Below are 16,577 nucleotides of genomic sequence, written 5' to 3'. Positions count from 1 at the left end.
AAGGTGGGTTATTGCACGCTGGGTTCGACATTCTCGACATCGACCTCGAACGGTTCTTGGAAATAAATGCCGGACAATTTACGCTTGAATTCCTGGGTAATATCTTGCGCGTCTTGGCGGCTTTTCATGACGCGCGGAGTGAGCAATACCACCAGTTCGGTTTTGTCCTTATTTCGGGTGGTGCCGCCGAATAAGGGGCCGATCAGCGGAATTTCGTGCAACAGCGGTACGCCGTCGCGCAAATAGTCGTTGTTTTCCCTGATCAAGCCGCCCAGCACGATAGTTTCTCCACTTTGTACGGCTACGCTGCTTTCGATTTCCCTTTTCTGTATCGTAGGCGAGTCTATGGTATCGCTGGTGGTCGTCTTAATAGCTTGATTGACGCTTTGTAAAATGTCCATCAGTACCAAGCCGCCGGCGTTGACTCGGGGCCTGACAGATAAATTTACCCCGGTATCGATCATTTGAATTGAACTGGTTTGAATCGGGGTGTTATTGGCTCCGCCTGATGTCAAATTCGTCGAAACGGATGAACGGATTGGTACCGAATCACCGACCTTGATCGATGCTTCCTGGTTATTCAGCACCATCAAAGATGGCGATGAAATTACGTTGACATTATTGTTTTTAGCGCTGGCATTCAATACTGCCTGAATATCTTTCGAGCCGCTGGAAAACGCATAGGTAAATCCGCCGGTCGACAGCGCTTTCGCTGCCTTCTCGGTTAAATTCAATACATCCAGTCCCTGATCGGAGCCGCCTGTGATCTGATTTGTCCCACCATTATTGTGGTTGAAAAACCATTGAAGACCATATTTCAAGTCATCGTTCAGTGTTACTTCGACGATGGTCGCATCGATCAAGACTTGCAAAGGCAATACGTCCAACTGTTTCAACACCCGCTGAATCACCGCATATTCCTGCGCCGTTGCGACGATAATCAACGCGTTATTGCCCTCGTCGGCCAGAATTTTGACGTTCGGCATATCGTTGCTATTGCCGCCGCCAACGCCGCTGCTGCCACCGCTCAAACTGCCGCCGAGAGCGCCGGAACTACGGTTGGCGGAGCGGTCGCTACGGTCGCTCAAGGTCCGCTCGCTGGCGGAATCCTGCTGCCGGTTGCTGCCGGCGCTGCCGCCCATGCTGCTGGAGCTCGACGAACTGCCGCCGGATTTTTTGTTGGTCGCGGACAGCGATTTGCGGCCCGAAGCGATCGAAGCCTTGCTGCTGCGTTGGCTGCCGCTGCCGAAGATGCCGCTCAAGGTATCGGCCAGGTCGGCGGCACTGACGTGTTGGCAGCGGTAGACGTTGACGCCGCCGGCGGCGGCCGGATTGATCCGGTCCAGACGCAACACCCAGCTTTCGATGTCTTTCAGGTAATTGGCCTGGTGGGTAATGGCCAACACCGCGTTCAGGCGTTCGATTTCGATGAAACGGAAGAAACTGGCGTCGTCTTCCTTGGAAGCTTTGTTGTTAAAAATCTGTTCCAGTTCTTCGATGATCTTGCCGGCACTGACGTTGGCCGGGGTGAATAACGCAAACGAGCGGCCTTTCATGATATCGACGTCGAACGTATTGACCACTTCCATTGCCCGCGCGATTTCGCTGCCGGAACCGGCCACCAACAAAATGTTGCGGTTCGGATCGACGTGCAGCACCGATTTTTCCGGCATCAACGGCTTCAGTATCTCGGAAAGTTCGGTAGCGGCGACGTTTTTCACCGGGATGATTCTGACCTGGTAACCGTTCGGCATCCTGGCGCTGGTCAGCGAGTTGATCGAACTGCTGTACAAGGCCTCGTTGGCCGGTTTGATCAGATACATCCCGCCTTGTTCGGTCAGCGCGGCGTTATTCAAACCCAGCAGCATGTCCAGGGTCGGTAACAGCTCTTCCTTGGTCAGCGGCTTGGAGGTTTGCAACGTGACCTTGCCGGTCACCTGCGGGCTGATCGTGTAATTGCGGCCCATGATGTCGCTTAGTATCACTTTGGCGACTTCTCCGAGGTCGGCATCGTCGAAATTCAGGCTGTACTCGCCTTTGGCGCCGGATTTGGCGGCCGTGCTGGGTGTGTTGTGGGCGGTGATGCTGGCTTCGCCGTTGGGGAACAATTCGACCTTGGTGGTCCGGTTCTCGGCGGATTTATCCGCGTTGGCCAATTCCGGAATGGGTTGGTCGTCGCCTATCCTTTGATTTTCGGCAATCGGCAGCTTTTGGTGCAACTGCGGGCCGATATACTCGCAGCCGGCGATGGACAGCGCCAACACCAACATCGGGGGAAGGCCAATTTTGTTAGTTGTCATTGAGTGTCTCGGGTATTTCATTGGGTGCTGGTTCTATCGGTCTGGCATTGACGTTGGCCGGCGCTGGGGCGGGTCGGGGCACGGGTTTGCCGGGCGCCGGTTTCAGTTGCGGCCGCGGCTTGCGCAACAGTACCGGTTTTTCCTGGCCGGCTTGTTGCAGGATCACCCGGTCGGCCAGAATCTGTTTCAGTTGCCAGCCGGAAATGCTTTGTTCTTCGCCGATCTTCAGGAATTTCCTGGCTTCGTTGCGCTTGCTGAACAACGCGACCAGTTTGCCGCCCTTGTCGTAAACGCCGATCAGCGACCAGTCGTCGATCTGGCTGGTGTCGCTGTTTTGCCCTGCGTCGTTGGTTTTGGCTTCGGCGATCGGCCGCCGGCCTTCGATGAAAATCGGCCGTTCGACGATGTCGTTGTAGCTGTCGACGCTGGCCGGCGTGGCGGCGATGGTCGGCAGTTGTTCGGCTTCGAACGCGACCTGTTCGCGGGCGGCCAGTTGTTGTTCCAGCTGTTGCGCCGCATAGCGGCTGACGGCCCATTCGCCGATCAATCCGGCGCCGAGCGTGCCACAGGCAAAGATCTGCAAGCGTAACAATTTCCGGTTCATGGCGCTTTGGCTCGCATGAAGCTGACGACTTGAAAACTCACGTTCAATTGCGAGCTGGGTTCCAGCTTGTTGCTGCTGCGGTTGCGGGTGCCACGCACCGGCGAGATGTCCAGTTGGTCCACCAGCAGCAGCGGCACGTTGCTTTCCAGCGTGTGCAACACCGCGCGTAAGGCCTCCATGCTGCAACTCATCCGCACTTTGACCAGAATCCGCATGAAGCCGTCTTCGGCTTTGCCCGGCAGGCCCTGGGTACTGGTCAGTTGGCCGCCGGCATCGGTCACCGCGGTTTTGATGATGTTCTGCAATTCGGCGGACGCCAGCGATTCGGTATCGCTATCGCTCAAATAGCCTTGCTCCCGAAATTGCTGGTGCAAAAAATCCAGATTCTGGGCCACGCTGTCGCGGCGGGCGGCGATGGTTTGTTGACGTTGCAACCGGAACAGCAACTTGTCTTTCTGCTCGCGGTAGTCGAGCCAGCTATTGAACAACGGCAACAACACGGCCAGCGTGATGACGATTACCACGGCCGCCAACAGCCCCAGGGCCAGCCAGCGCTGGTAGCGGGCATCATTCATTCGGGTTCTCCCCAACGCTGTCGTCGCTTGCCGCTGCGGGAGTGGCCGCATCGCCCTCGGCCTGGCCCGGTTGCACGGCGGCGACGTCCATGCTGATTTGAAACCGTTCCCGCCCGGTGGCTTTGTCTTGCGTCAACGGCGAGACGAAGCTGACGTTACTGAAGAAGGGCGAGGCTTCCAGCACGCCGATCAACGACGATGCGGCCGGCGACTGGCCTTGGATCTGCAGCCGTTTTTCGGCGTATTGGAAGTGGGTCAGCCAGGTGTCGTCCTTCAACAACACGCTGAGTTCGTTCAAGACCGCGACCAACGACGGCGCATCGGACTTGATGCCGATCAGGCGTTGGGTTTGCCCGCGCAGCGCGTCGATTTCGCTTTGCTGGGCTTCGATCAGCGTGGTTTCCTTCTCCAGCGTTTTCAGTTGCCGTTTCAAGGCGTCAACGGCTTCGCCTTCCTGCCAGACCGGCCAGACCAGTACGCTGGCCAGCAACAGCAACAATAGTGCGTTCAGACTCCAATGCACCGCCCGCACCCAGTTATTCGGCCGGGGCCGGTACTGTTCCGGCAACAGCGTGTAACGCGGCACCCGGGCCGGGCATACCGTTTCGGCTTGGCCGAAATCCACGGCCGTCGCTTGCACGCCCAGCGCTTGCAGGCGCGCCAGATAATCGTCCAGCAATGGCTTGGGGGTTAATACCAACAAGACTTCGATTTGGCCGAATTCGGTCTTGCCCAGCACGATGGCGGCGTAATAGACCTGATCCGCGCTGAACGGCGTATAGCGGTCCAATTCGAAGCCGACCACCTGTTGCAAATTCTCTTGGGCGGCGGCCGGCAGAAACAGGCGTTTTTGCAGGGCTTGTCCGGGATTTAGCCGCAACAGGCATTCGGCCTTGTCCAGCTCCGGATTCAGGTGTTTCAGATTTCGGTAGGCGTCTGCGGCATTGGCGTCCAGTTGCCAGACGGCGGCATCCTCGGCGGCGGATTCGCGGTGGAATTCGATGCGGAAACCGTTGGCGTCGGGGCGGAATAGGGCAACGCCGCTGCGGTCGCTGAGCAGCCGTTTCAGGCCGGGCGGCAGCAGAAACGCCAATTCGCCGCTCCACCACTGCCAGAACCGCTTCGGGTCGAAATCAATAGTTGTTTGTGAACTCATCTTGCACAGTAATCAACTGGGGTTCCTTTTCCGGGTCGAATAACGACGATTCTTGTCGACCCTGCTGCCAATCCAGGATGCGGTAGGGCGCCTGGCTGGTATCCTGGTTTTCAAACTTTACCACCGCCGACAGCGACGCCGCGGCCTGGTCGGCCAGCAGCGTTTCGCAAATAATGGTAAAGGTTTGCTCCTGATCCGCCAAGCCCGCATCGGCCTGGTCGCCGTCGAGCCGGCTGTCGCCTGTTTGTTTCGCCAGACGCCGCTCCAAGTATACATCATGAATATTCTGTTTCTTGAGCCGGGCGTCGATGACACTCAACAGCTCGGGCGGCGCCAGGTCCTTGTTCGGTTCGGCCTGGCCGGAATAGACCGTAAGCCAGGGCCGTATCCGCTCGAACAACGCGTCGTCCATACCCAACACCAATTGCAGTTCCTCCAACGACTGGAACGGAGCGTTGCCGGGCGGGTAAGGCCGGCCGGCCTGGCGGTATTGCTTTTTCTCGGCGCCTTCCGGCCGCGGCTCGTCGTCGGCATCGCGCCAGTCGATGATCGCATCCAGCAATTGCTGCTGCCGGTTTTCGTCGGCGGTAGCGTAACTCAACACCGCCGTCAGCAATTCTTCGCCGGCCGCGTTGATATCGACCTTGCCCGACTCGGCCATAATCCGGATTCTGAGTTCGCGGTCGCTGCCGGCCAACCGGTAGATGCTGCCGTCGGCCTGCCAGCGCTGTTCCGGCTCCGGTTGCCGCAACATCGACGCCGCCAGATTCAAACCGGATTCGGCCAGCGCCAGGGCGCGGGCATTGCCGGTCAGCGCCGCGCTGACGCTGCTTTCCCGGCGCATCGTCAGCGCGAAACTGCCGGCCATCACGCTGAGCAGCGTCAAAATCCAGATCACGATGACCAGTGCCAAGCCGGTTTGGCGGCGGGGGATACGCTCAGTTGGCATCTTCGTTCGGCGGAACTTGTTGGCCGACGATGTCGCCGACCAGCGGCGTGGAGTCGATTCGGAGCGGAAAGATCATGTCCGGCCAAAAACTGCCGTCGTTCAGGGCGATATGGATTTTGACCAGATTAGGCAAACGTTCGGCGTCCAGCCAGTCGTCCTGCCAGCCGGGCGGATCGCCGGCGTTCGGATTTTTGGCGCCGAAATAACTGATGCGAAAACTTTGGACTTCGTCCAGCAATACCACCGGCTCCGGCTCCGGCTCGGCATCGAGCGGTTGCCGGTAGGGGGTTAACGTGACGGTCAGCGTCGACGGCCGGTCGCGGGCCGGTTCTATCGCAAACACCTGCAAACCTTTGCGCGCGGAAGCCGCCGGCAGCGCGGCGACGAAACGCAGGCTTTGCGGCAGGCCTTGAAAGCTAAGCTTGAGCGGCACTTGGTCGGTATTGTTCTGTGTCTCGTCGCGGTCGGCCGCGGTAAATTCCGGCAGCGGCCGGGCCGAACCCAAATGGTGTTTGAAAAATTGGTAAACCACGGCCTTCCGGTTGACTTGGTCGATTTTGGTTTCGCCGCTATGCCAACTCTGCGCTGCGATGCGTAAACTGCCGAACAGCAAGGTCACCATCACGCCGAGCAGCGTGATCGCAATCAGCATTTCGATCAAGGTAAAGCCGTTAGCTTGGCGGGGAAGCACTATCCCTGGCCTTGTTGCAATTTCAATGTCGTTAAATCCACGCTGCGGCGTTGGTCGCCGTCGCCCCAACTGACGCTGACCTGCACCGAGTACAATTGCGCCGGCTGTTGGCTGTTGGGGTCTGGCTCGCGCAGGCTGCGCTTTGCCGGTTGGTTCGCGGCCGGCGCCACCCGGACCAGCCAGTCGTATTTGTCGCCCTCGCTGCCCTCGCTGTCGCCGACCGCCAGTGGGGTTTCCACACCGGTTCGCGCCATCAACGATTCGGCGATCTGCACCGCGATAGTGTATTCCTCGGATATGACGGCATTGTTAACGCCGGCGCCGAATACGCGCAGCAATACGCTCAACGCAATCGCCATGATCGAAAACGCCACCAGAATTTCCAGCAGCGAAAAGCCTTTATGCCGCTGCATCCGATATCCTGACTTCGCCGGTGATCCAGTTGACGTCGATCCGGCGCAATTGGTTGCCCCATTCCAGCGTAATCCTGCCGCCGGTCGACGAACCGTCGCCGAAAAAGCGGATGCTGCCGGTCTGATCGGCGCCGAATTCCTCTTCGGCGATCACCAGCGACACGTCGACCTCTTCGGCGAAGGTATAGACTTTGTCGCGGTTGCTGATTTGGTAGCTGTTGTTACGCAAGTCGATGGCGACGCTGGTTTGCCGTTGCGTCGCCAGCGCCTGGCCGTGGGCGTAGCGTAAAGCGCTGGCCAGGTCTCTGGCCAGCGCTTGCAGTTGGGTGCTTTTATTGCCGGAACCGATGCTGCCGCCCAACGCCGCGAAGCCGAGCACTGCGACCAGCAACACGACCACCAGTTCGATCAGCGTGAATCCGGCGCAAGACCGTCCTCTACGTCGGAATAGGTTGGGCGGCGGCGTTTGCGCAGCGGGCAGGGCGGTCATTTATTCCCAGCTATTGATGTCCTGGTCTTCGCCTTCGCCGCCTTCTTTCTCGTCGGCGCCCAGGCTAAACAAGTCGAATTTGCCGTGTTGGCCGGGGAAAACGTAGTGGTATTCCTGGTTCCACGGATCCAGCGGAATCTTGTCCTTGCGCAGGTAAGGGCCGTTCCAGCGTTTGGCTTCGGCCGGTTTTTCCACCAACGCGGCCAGGCCTTGTTGCGTGGTCGGGTATCGGCCTTCGTCGAGTTTGTACATGTCCAGCGCCGCGGCCAGGTCTTCGATTTGCACTCTGGCCGCCTTGGTTTTGGATGCGCCCATATGCTTCATGACTTGCGGACCGACGATGCCGGCCAGCATCGCGATAATGCCCAATACCACCAGCAGTTCCAGTAAGGTAAAACCGCGGTGGCGGCGCAGGGTTAATTTCATGTTGTCGCTCCTTTCTTATTTAAAATGCCAGATCGTTTACGCTCAGGATCGCCAGCAGTATCGAAACGATGATGCCGCCTATCATCAATCCCAGCGAAATGATCAAGGCCGGCTCCAGCAGAGCCAGCATCCGTTGAATGGTGGTTTTTAACTGTTTATCGTAAATCACGGCAACCCGCATCAGCATTTCCTCCAGCCGGCCGGTTTCCTCGCCCATTTTAATCATTTGCACCGCCAGTTTGGGAAACAGGTTTTGCTGGGCCAGCGCTTCGGACATGGTCCGGCCCTGTTTCAACTGCGCCTCGGCCTGTTCCAACAGGTCGGCCAGCACCGTGTTGCCGACCGTTTCCCGGACGATGCCGAGCGATTTCAGGATCGACACGCCGTTACCCAGCAAAGTGCCGAAGGTGCGGCTGAAATTGGCGACTTCCATATTTAATACGATCTGGCCGAACAGCGGCATTCTCAGAAAGCGGCCGTCCCAGGCTTTTTTACCGGCCGGATCGGCCAGTTGGCTTTTCAAGGTTTGCACCACGATCAGGACAGTCAGCAGCATGGCCCACCAATAACTTTGCAGAAATTCGGCCAAGCCGACCACGATCTGGGTCGGCACCGGCAAAGCCTGGCCGGCGCTGTCGAACATTTCTTTGAATTGCGGCACGACGAAAGTCAGCATCACGAACAGCGAGGCCAAGGACATGACCAGCAGGATGGCCGGGTAAATCAGCGCGGTGCTGACCGTATCCTTCAATTCCTGCGAGCGCTCCAGGTACTCGGCCAGCCGTTGTAACACCCCGCCCAGATTGCCGCCCAACTCGCCGGCGCGGATCATGTTCAAATAAAATTTGGAAAACACGCCGCTCTGGTTTTCCAAGGCGTCGGCCAGGGCTTTGCCGGCTTTGACTTTTTCCAGCACTTCGCCGACCAGTTTGTTCAGTTTCGGGTTTTCCTCGGTCAATTGCATCAGGATCGTCAACGAGCGGTCCAGCGGCAAGCCCGATTCCAGCAAAGTCGCCAGTTCGCCGGTCAGCATGCCGATTTCTTTTTGCGACAGCCTGACCGCGGCCGACTTTAGTTTGAAACCGAGAAAAGTTTTGTCCCGCGCCGGTTCGATCCGGATCGGCACCAGGCCCTGTTTCTGCAATTCCAGCAGCAGGGCTCTTTCGTCGGCGGCATCGCGCACGCCTTCTTCGGTGACGCCTTGGTTGTTGACAACTTTGTAAGAAAATAAAGCCATGGCCGCTTGCTGAGGGGGAACAGGGTGCTGGTGGAAAGCCGATACCGGCCGGACATTGTGGACCAATCGCCAACCAATTACAAAAACCGCAAATTTGGCGGCCGGCTGGCAATTTTTGCCGATCGGCGGGCAACAGGCAAATGACAGTTGCTTTACGAAGCTTGCGCGGCCGTTACTCTGGGCTGGCCGAAAATAGCCAAGGCAAATGGTTTTACGGTTAAAATCCGTGTCAGCCGCCAAACGTAACCTTCGCATTGCGTTAACCATTGTATAACCGCCGATTCAGTTCCCGCCATAGCCGACTTAGGACTGCCAATGACCGAAGCCCCCAGCAATGAAGCGCAGCGCACCGGGTATTTGCTGGCGGCGGTCATCGCATTGCTGCTGATTCAACTCGCTAGCCTGATGTTGCCGGTCGCCGAGTTGGCGCGCCAGATCCAGCCGCATTCGCTTGCCGCGCACATTTTCATGGAAGGCCTCTCCATCGTGGTATCGGCACTGGTGTTCGCGGTGGGGTGGAGCGTATACCAGAAAGAAAATTCGCCCGGATTCATGCTGCTGGCCTGTTGTTTTCTCGGCGTGGCCTTGCTGGATTTCTTGCATACCCTGTCGTTCAAGGGCATGCCGGCATTCATCAGCCAGAGCGATCCGGAGAAAGCCATCGCATTCTGGCTGCTGGCCAGAGTATTCGCGGCACTGGGTTTGATTGCCGGTGCGGTTACCAGCAAGCGGCAATTGCTGCCGGCGTTTCGTTGGATCGTACTATCCGGCGTTTTGGGTTTGTGCGGTTTTGCCGCATGGCTGGTGTTTTTTCACCAGGCTTGGTTGCCGGCCACGTTCGACGAATCCGCCGGACTGACTCCGTTCAAAAAAAACAGCGAATACCTGTTGGCGGCGATCTACGGCTTGAGTGCGCTGGTGTTCGTCCGGCAAACCCGGCACCGCCGTTCTTACGATGCCGCCGGACTGGCCGCCGCCGCCGCGGTGATGGCGATGAGCGAGTTGTTCGTCGCGTTTTACGCCAGTATTTCCGACTTGTATATCCTGCTTGGCCATATCTACAAAGTCGTAGCCTACGCCTTCATCTACCGCTCGGTATTCATCAACAGCATTCAACGGCCTTACCAGCACTTGTATGCGGCCCACCAGGCCTTGTCGGCCAGCGAAGCCAAGTTTCATGCGATCATCGACGAATCGCCGGTGGCTTATGTGGTCTACGATGCCCAAGGCCGGATCGACTATTTGAACCCGGCTTTCGTCAAAACCTTCGGCTACGACCGCAACGATATTCCGACGCTGGCCGAATGGTGGTGGTTGGCGCATCCCGACCCCGAATACCGCCAGCAAGTGATCGGCCGTTGGCACGAATATCGGCGCTTGTTCGACGAATCCGGCGAATTGTCGCCGCCGCAGGAGCTGGAGGTTCATGCCAAGGACGCCAGCCGGCACACGGTATTGATCAATAACGTGATGCTGGACAACACGCCGGCCGGCAACAATTTTTTGATCCTGCACGACGTATCCGACCGGGTGGAAGCGATGCGGCGCTTGGCGGAAACGGTCGATATGCTGCAAACCGTGATCGATACCATTCCCAGCCGGGTATTTTGGAAAGACCTCGATTCGCGCTATTTGGGCGCCAATATTGCTTTTAGCCGCGATGCGGGGCTGGCCGGTCCGGAGCAATTGATCGGCAAATCGGACAGCGAATTGGCATGGCGCGATGTGTCCGACAAATACCGCACCGACGACTTGCAGGTCATCGAAAGCAATACGCCGAAGCTGGATTACGAGGAAGTCCAAATCGACCCGCGCGGCAATACTGTCTGGTTGAGAACCTCGAAAGTGCCGCTACGGGACGCGCAACGGCGGCCGATTGGCGTGCTGGGCGTTTACGACGACATCACCGCGCGCAAATTGGCCGAGCAGGAAATGCAACTGGCCTCGCTGGTATATCTGAACAGCAGCGAAGCCATGTTAGTCACCGACGGCAGCGGATTGATCATTACCGTGAATCCGGCCTTCACCAAAGTAACCGGCTATACCGCCGACGAAGTCGTCGGCCGCTCGTTCAACGGGCTCAGCCCGGAACAGCACAACCAGGCGTTTTTCAAAACCGTGTTGCGGGTTACCAATACCCAAGGGCATTGGGCCGGCGAAATCGGTGGCCGCCGCAAAAACGGCGACGATTGCATCCACTGGGTCACGGTGAACTCCATCTACAACGAAACCGGCGGCGTGCACCGGCGGGTAGCTTTGATCACCGACATCACTGAACTCAAAAAATCGGAACAATTGATTTGGCGTCAGGCCAACTTCGATCCGTTGACCAATCTGCCCAACCGCAACATGTTTTTGGACCGGCTGGACCGGGAAATCAAGAAAGCCTTTCGCCGCGGCCAAAAGGTAGCGCTGATGTTTTTGGATTTGGACCGGTTCAAGGACGTCAACGACAGTTTGGGCCACTTCATGGGCGACGTGTTGTTGCAGGAAGCGGCGCGCCGCTTGGGCGAATGCGTGCGCGATTCCGATAGCATCGCCCGGCTGGGCGGCGACGAGTTCACGATTATTCTCGGCGAACTGGACCACACCGATAAAGTGGACCGGATCGCCGAAGGCATTTTGCAACGCTTGGCCCAGCCTTTCCTGTTGGGTAGCGAGATTGCCTATATCTCCGCCAGTATCGGCATTGCCGTCTATCCGGAAGACGGCATGGACTCCGAGGCGCTGCTGAAGAACGCCGACCAGGCCATGTACGCCGCCAAAAACCAGGGCCGCGACCGTTACCAATACTTTACGGCGCAGATGCAACAGCAATCGCGGCAACGCCTGCGCCTGGCAAACGATCTGCATGCCGCGCTGAATAAACGCCAACTGCTGTTGTATTACCAACCGATCGTGGAATTGGGCGGCGGCACGCTGGCCAAGGCCGAAGCGCTGTTGCGCTGGCAACATCCGGACTTGGGCATGGTCAGTCCGGCCGAATTCATCCCGATTGCAGAGGATACCGGCAGCATCGTCGATATCGGCGATTGGGTGTTCGCCGTCGCCGCCCGCCAGGTCAAACAATGGCGGGAACGCTACCAGCCGCGGTTTCAAGTTAGCGTCAACAAATCGCCGGTACAGTTCCGCAAGCAGGCTATCGAAGGCAACGGCTGGCTGGCATTGCTGCAGGAGCTGGGCCTGCCCGGCGACGCGGTGGTGGTCGAAATTACCGAGGGTGCCCTGTTAGAAGCGACCAGCGCCAGCCGCGAACAGTTGCTGGTGTTCCGCGACGCCGGCATCCAGGTGGCGCTGGACGATTTCGGTACCGGCTATTCGTCGTTGGCTTATTTGAAGAAGTTCGATATCGACTACATCAAAATCGACCAGTCGTTCGTGCGCAGCATGGTGGCGGAATCCAGCGATATGGCGTTATGCGAAGCGATTGTGGTGATGGCGCATAAATTGGGAATCAAAGTCGTCGCCGAAGGCATCGAAACCGCGGAACAATACCAGTTGTTGCAACGGATAGGCTGCGATTACGGCCAGGGCTATTTGATTTCGCAACCGGTGCCGGCGGAGCAGTTCGAGCTTTTGTTCGCAAATGGCATCGCGCTGCCGGTGGTGGCCGGCTAAACCGGATGGCGGGCCGTCTGGGTCTATCAGGCTTGGCGCGGGTTTCGGCCGCTGCCGGAGCGTTGCGCCTGTTAAAATGCCGGCATGAATGCCACTTTAATGCAAATGACCGTGCTGATGCTGTGCGGCGCCGGCTGGCGCGTCCTGACGCCGAACCGGCTCTCCGCGGAGCAAACCCGGCTGGTGTTGACCAGCGTGGTCTACTATTTTTTTCTGCCGGCGATGGTGCTGGACGTACTGTGGCGGGCCGATATCGGTTGGCAATCGTTACGTTTCAGCCTATTGGGCTGCGCCAGCATTCTGGTTAGCGCCGGGCTGAGTTGGGCGATCTGCAAACTGTGCCGGTTCCGCAATCCGCAAACCGGAGCGGTGATCCTGGCCGCCGCGTTTCCGAACGTGACTTATTTGGGGCTGCCGGTTCTGGAACAGGCTTTCGGCCACTGGTCGCGTTCGGTCGTGATTCAGCTCGACTTGTTTGCCGCGGCGCCGCTGGTGTTCACGCTCGGCATCGGCTTGGCCCGCCACTACGGCGAGTCGGCAGAAGCCAAACCCAAATCGCCATTGGCTTATTTCAATGCGCCGCCGTTCTGGGCGGCTTTTCTCGCCGTTGCCCTGAATCTGAACCGCATCGCGGTTCCGGATTGGTTGGCCGGATTGCTGCACACCTGCTCCGGCGCCGTGGCGCCGCTGATGATCTTTTCGCTGGGGCTGGCGTTGAGTTGGCGCGACGTGCATTTGCGCAATCTGCCGTTCGTCGTGCCGATTTTGTTGGTCAAACTGGTGTTGATGCCCTTATTCGCGTTGTGGCTGGCCGGTTATCTGGCATTGGCCGGCCAATTCAAAGCCGCGGCCGTGCTCGATATCGCGATGCCCAGCATGGTGCTCGGCATCGTGTTGTGCGACCGTTACCGGCTCGACAGCGGCCTGTACGCGATGGCCGTGACGCTGACCACGGCTTGCAGCTTGTTCAGCCTACCTTTCTGGTTCGATTCGTTATGACATTGATTGCCGAAATATTTTCTCAGGGTGCCGAAATCGTCAGCGGCCAGACGGTGGACACCAATGCCGCCTGGCTGTCGCAGCAGTTGGCCGAGTTGGGTTTTACCCTGAAGCGCCATACCGCGGTCGGCGACGATTTGCAGGATTTGGCCGAGCTGTTCGGCGAAATCGCCGGCCGCGCCGATTGTTGTATCTGTACCGGCGGTTTGGGGCCAACCTGCGACGATTTGACGGCCGAAGCGGTCAGTGTTGCCAGCGGCTTGCCGCTCGAATTCGACGCAGCTGCCTTCGCCGCGATCCAGGCCTATTACGCCAGGCGGCAGCGGGCTATGCCGGAGGCCAACCGCAAACAGGCCTTGCTGCCCGCAAGCGCAGTGCGTATCGACAACCGCTTCGGTACCGCTCCCGGTTTCGCATTGCAGTTTCGGCGTTGCTGGTTCGTGTTTCTGCCCGGCGTGCCGTTCGAGATGAAGCAAATGTTCGGCGATTGGGTGCGCACCGATTTGTTGCAGCGTTTTGCGTTACGGCCGGATACGCTGGTGACTTTGCGCTGTATCGGCTTGGGCGAATCGGCGATTCAGCAGAAGCTGGAGTCGCTGGCTTTGCCGCCCGGCGTGGTTTTGGGGTTTCGGGCGGCGGCGGACGAAGTGCAGGCCAAACTGCTGTTTCCGGCCGATGTGCCGGAAGCCGAGCGGCGGCGGATTGCCGCGCAGGCCGCCGCCCGCATCGGCGATTGCGTATTCGCGGTCGACGGCCTGCCCGACATCAACGGCGATTTAGTCGCCGTCGTCGACGCGGCCCTGGCTGCCGGCGCCCATTCGCTGGCCATCCTGGAAACGGCCAGCCACGGCCTGCTGGCGGCGAAATGTCTGGGCCGGCAATGGTTGAAGCATGCCGAGTTGCGGCTGCACAACGAAACGGCCGGAACCGACCAGCAATGCGCAAGCCATGCCGCAACTTTGGCGCGGGAACTGCAGGCCGAGCGGCAAACCGATTTTGCCTTGGTCCAGCTTTACCGCGTCGGTTCCGGCCGCTTCGACGACAAGGATGGCGGCATCGTCCTTTATAATGCGCTGGCTACGCCGCAAGGCGTGGTTTCACGGCAATCGACCGCGCACGGTGCGGGCATCCATAAACAGAACCAGGCCGCTTTGTTGGCGCTGGACCTTCTCAGACGCTATTTTCAAAACTCATGCCTTTAATTCGGTTAAACAATGTTTCCATCGCCTTCGGCGTGCACGCTCTATTGGACGACGCCTCGTTTCAACTCGACGCCGGCGAGCGGGTCGGGCTATTGGGGCGCAACGGCGAGGGTAAATCCACCCTGATGAAAATCATCGCCGGCCAGATTGCGCCCGACCACGGCGAAATCTGGAAACAGCCCGAGTTGCGGCTGGCCTGGCTGGAACAGTCGCCGACCCTGAACGGCGACGAAACCATCTACGAAGCGGTCGCCGGCGGCCTGGGCGAATTGGGGCGCCTGATCGCCCTCTACCACGAATTGCTGAGCCATATGGACGGCAGCGAACAAGGCTTGCAAGCGCTGGGCGAAGTGCAACACAAGTTGGAAGCGGACAATGGCTGGGAATTTCAGACCCGGGTCGAAGCCGTGTTGAGCCGGCTGCAATTGCCGGCCGATGTCAAGGTCGGCAGCCTGTCCGGCGGCTGGAAACGGCGGGTGGCGCTGGCGCGGGCGCTGGTAGTCGATCCGGAAGTCTTGCTGTTGGACGAGCCGACCAACCATTTGGATTTCGAGAGCATCGCCTGGCTGGAAGAACAGATTCTGGCGTTTCCGGGCGCGGTGATGTTCGTCACTCACGACCGGGCGTTTTTACAGAAGCTGGCGACGCGGATCATCGATCTGGACCGCGGCCAGTTGACCTCGTGGGCCGGCAATTACCAGGATTATCTGCTGCGCAAAGCCGCGGCACTGGAAGACGAAGCCAACCAGAACGCCGAATTCGACAAGAAATTGGCCAAGGAGGAGGCCTGGATCCGGCAAGGCATCAAGGCTCGCCGCACCCGCAACGAAGGCCGGGTCAGGGCTTTGAAGAAACTGCGCGCCGAGCGCGCCGAACGCCGCAGCGGGCAAGGCTCGGCGAAACTGGCGCTGCACAAGGGCGAGAGTTCCGGCAAAAAAGTCATCGAGGCGGTCAACGTCAGTTTTCGCTACCAGGACAAAACCATCATCAAAGACTTTTCGTTGTTGATCGAGCGCGGCGACAAGATCGGTTTGCTCGGCAACAACGGCGCCGGTAAATCGACCTTGCTGAAATTATTGCTGGGCCAGTTGCAACCGAGCGAGGGTAGCGTCGAATTGGGCACCAATCTGCAAATCGCCTATTTCGACCAATTGCGCGAACAGCTCGATCCGGAGCTGTCGGTGGCCGACAGCGTGTTGGACGGCGGCGAGTTCGTGGATACCCCGGACGGCAAACGCCACGTGATGTCGTATCTGGCCGACTTTTTGTTCGCGCCGGCGCGGGCGCGGTCGCCGGTGCGGAGTTTGTCCGGCGGCGAAAAAAACCGGCTGTTGCTGGCGCGGCTGTTCACCAAGCCGGCCAATTTGATCGTGATGGACGAACCCACCAACGATCTGGACTTGGAAACGTTGGAAATTCTGGAAGAAAAGCTGGTCCAGTACCAAGGCACCTTGCTGCTGGTCAGCCACGACCGCGAGTTTTTGGATAACGTCGTGACCAGCGTGTTGGTATTCGAAGGCGACGGCCGGGTCGAGGAATACATCGGCGGTTACGCCGACTGGTTCGCCTTGTCCGAGCGCAACAAACAGCAACAAGTACAGGCGGCGAAAAGCGCGGAAGCCGCCGGCAAAAAAGAAAAACCCAAAGCGGCGGCGGCGACCGGCAAAAAACTCAGTTACAAGGAACAACGCGAACTGGAGCAGTTGCCGGAGCGCATCGAGCGATTGGAGACGCGGCAGACGGAGTTGGCCGCGGCCATAGGCAGTGCCGAGTTCTACAAACAGGCGCAAGACGCCGTGGCCGCGACCCTGGCGGAGTTGCAGGCGGTCGAGGCCGAACTGGCCGCGGCATACAGCCGCTGGGACGAATTGGATGCGTTACAAGGCTAGTTTGCATGTGGCCGATGGTTTGCGGCCG

The 16,577-nt window shown here is 58.8% G+C and carries 14 protein-coding genes; 4 read left to right on the top strand and 10 right to left on the bottom strand.

Features of this window, described 5'->3' with window-relative positions; genetic code table 11:
* Window positions 1-8: 8 nt before the first annotated feature.
* From gspD to MKFW12EY_RS11505, 10 genes are read right to left on the bottom strand one after another with little or no spacing between them, the layout of a single operon-like run.
* Window positions 9-2,300 (bottom strand): type II secretion system secretin GspD, encoded by a 2,292-nt coding sequence (gspD, locus tag MKFW12EY_RS11550; RefSeq protein ID WP_221053029.1) that lies wholly within the window; start codon window positions 2,298-2,300, stop codon window positions 9-11.
* On the bottom strand, window positions 2,290-2,904 hold the full coding sequence (locus MKFW12EY_RS11545; protein WP_221053028.1) for a hypothetical protein: 615 nt from the start codon (window positions 2,902-2,904) through the stop codon (window positions 2,290-2,292). The genes gspD and MKFW12EY_RS11545 overlap by 11 nt, the downstream gene beginning before the upstream one ends.
* Window positions 2,901-3,479 carry a type II secretion system protein GspM gene (gspM, locus tag MKFW12EY_RS11540; RefSeq protein ID WP_221053027.1) on the bottom strand — a complete coding sequence of 193 codons (579 nt, stop codon included), beginning with the start codon at window positions 3,477-3,479 and terminating at the stop codon, window positions 2,901-2,903. Before gspM ends, MKFW12EY_RS11545 begins: the two co-directional genes overlap by 4 nt.
* The gene (locus tag MKFW12EY_RS11535; RefSeq protein WP_221053026.1) at window positions 3,472-4,635 is read right to left on the bottom strand and encodes a PilN domain-containing protein; all 1,164 of its coding nucleotides are present in this window, start codon (window positions 4,633-4,635) and stop codon (window positions 3,472-3,474) included. The genes gspM and MKFW12EY_RS11535 overlap by 8 nt, the downstream gene beginning before the upstream one ends.
* Window positions 4,613-5,584: a type II secretion system minor pseudopilin gene (locus MKFW12EY_RS11530; RefSeq protein ID WP_054758865.1), complete on the bottom strand. Its 972-nt coding sequence runs from the start codon at window positions 5,582-5,584 to the stop codon at window positions 4,613-4,615. Before MKFW12EY_RS11530 ends, MKFW12EY_RS11535 begins: the two co-directional genes overlap by 23 nt.
* Window positions 5,574-6,275 (bottom strand): prepilin-type N-terminal cleavage/methylation domain-containing protein, encoded by a 702-nt coding sequence (locus tag MKFW12EY_RS11525; RefSeq protein WP_221053025.1) that lies wholly within the window; start codon window positions 6,273-6,275, stop codon window positions 5,574-5,576. Before MKFW12EY_RS11525 ends, MKFW12EY_RS11530 begins: the two co-directional genes overlap by 11 nt.
* Window positions 6,275-6,688, bottom strand: coding sequence for a type IV pilus modification PilV family protein (locus tag MKFW12EY_RS11520; RefSeq protein WP_054758780.1), 414 nt, complete (start codon window positions 6,686-6,688; stop codon window positions 6,275-6,277). The genes MKFW12EY_RS11525 and MKFW12EY_RS11520 overlap by 1 nt, the downstream gene beginning before the upstream one ends.
* Complete coding sequence (locus MKFW12EY_RS11515; RefSeq protein ID WP_082409618.1) at window positions 6,675-7,178, bottom strand: GspH/FimT family protein; 504 nt, start codon at window positions 7,176-7,178, stop codon at window positions 6,675-6,677. The genes MKFW12EY_RS11520 and MKFW12EY_RS11515 overlap by 14 nt, the downstream gene beginning before the upstream one ends.
* Complete coding sequence (gene gspG, locus MKFW12EY_RS11510) at window positions 7,179-7,604, bottom strand: type II secretion system major pseudopilin GspG (protein ID WP_054758778.1); 426 nt, start codon at window positions 7,602-7,604, stop codon at window positions 7,179-7,181.
* A gap of 19 nt (window positions 7,605-7,623) precedes the next feature.
* The gene (locus tag MKFW12EY_RS11505; RefSeq protein ID WP_054758776.1) at window positions 7,624-8,841 is read right to left on the bottom strand and encodes a type II secretion system F family protein; all 1,218 of its coding nucleotides are present in this window, start codon (window positions 8,839-8,841) and stop codon (window positions 7,624-7,626) included.
* A gap of 315 nt (window positions 8,842-9,156) precedes the next feature.
* Between MKFW12EY_RS11505 and MKFW12EY_RS11500 the strand changes: the two genes are divergently transcribed.
* The 4 genes from MKFW12EY_RS11500 to MKFW12EY_RS11485 all read left to right on the top strand — a co-directional run bounded on the left by MKFW12EY_RS11500 (window position 9,157) and on the right by MKFW12EY_RS11485 (window position 16,549).
* The gene (locus tag MKFW12EY_RS11500) at window positions 9,157-12,459 is read left to right on the top strand and encodes a bifunctional diguanylate cyclase/phosphodiesterase (RefSeq protein WP_221053024.1); all 3,303 of its coding nucleotides are present in this window, start codon (window positions 9,157-9,159) and stop codon (window positions 12,457-12,459) included.
* 84 nt (window positions 12,460-12,543) lie between these two features.
* Window positions 12,544-13,458 (top strand): AEC family transporter, encoded by a 915-nt coding sequence (locus MKFW12EY_RS11495; RefSeq protein ID WP_054758771.1) that lies wholly within the window; start codon window positions 12,544-12,546, stop codon window positions 13,456-13,458.
* Window positions 13,455-14,660 (top strand): competence/damage-inducible protein A, encoded by a 1,206-nt coding sequence (locus MKFW12EY_RS11490; protein WP_221053023.1) that lies wholly within the window; start codon window positions 13,455-13,457, stop codon window positions 14,658-14,660. The genes MKFW12EY_RS11495 and MKFW12EY_RS11490 overlap by 4 nt, the downstream gene beginning before the upstream one ends.
* Complete coding sequence (locus tag MKFW12EY_RS11485; protein ID WP_221053022.1) at window positions 14,651-16,549, top strand: ATP-binding cassette domain-containing protein; 1,899 nt, start codon at window positions 14,651-14,653, stop codon at window positions 16,547-16,549. The genes MKFW12EY_RS11490 and MKFW12EY_RS11485 overlap by 10 nt, the downstream gene beginning before the upstream one ends.
* Window positions 16,550-16,577 lie beyond the last annotated feature (28 nt).

Source organism: Methylomonas koyamae, from assembly GCF_019669905.1.
Classification (GTDB): Bacteria; Pseudomonadota; Gammaproteobacteria; order Methylococcales; family Methylomonadaceae; genus Methylomonas; species Methylomonas koyamae.
The sequence above is the reverse complement of the archived record's forward strand: the minus strand, read 5'-3'. Positions and strand labels throughout refer to the sequence as shown.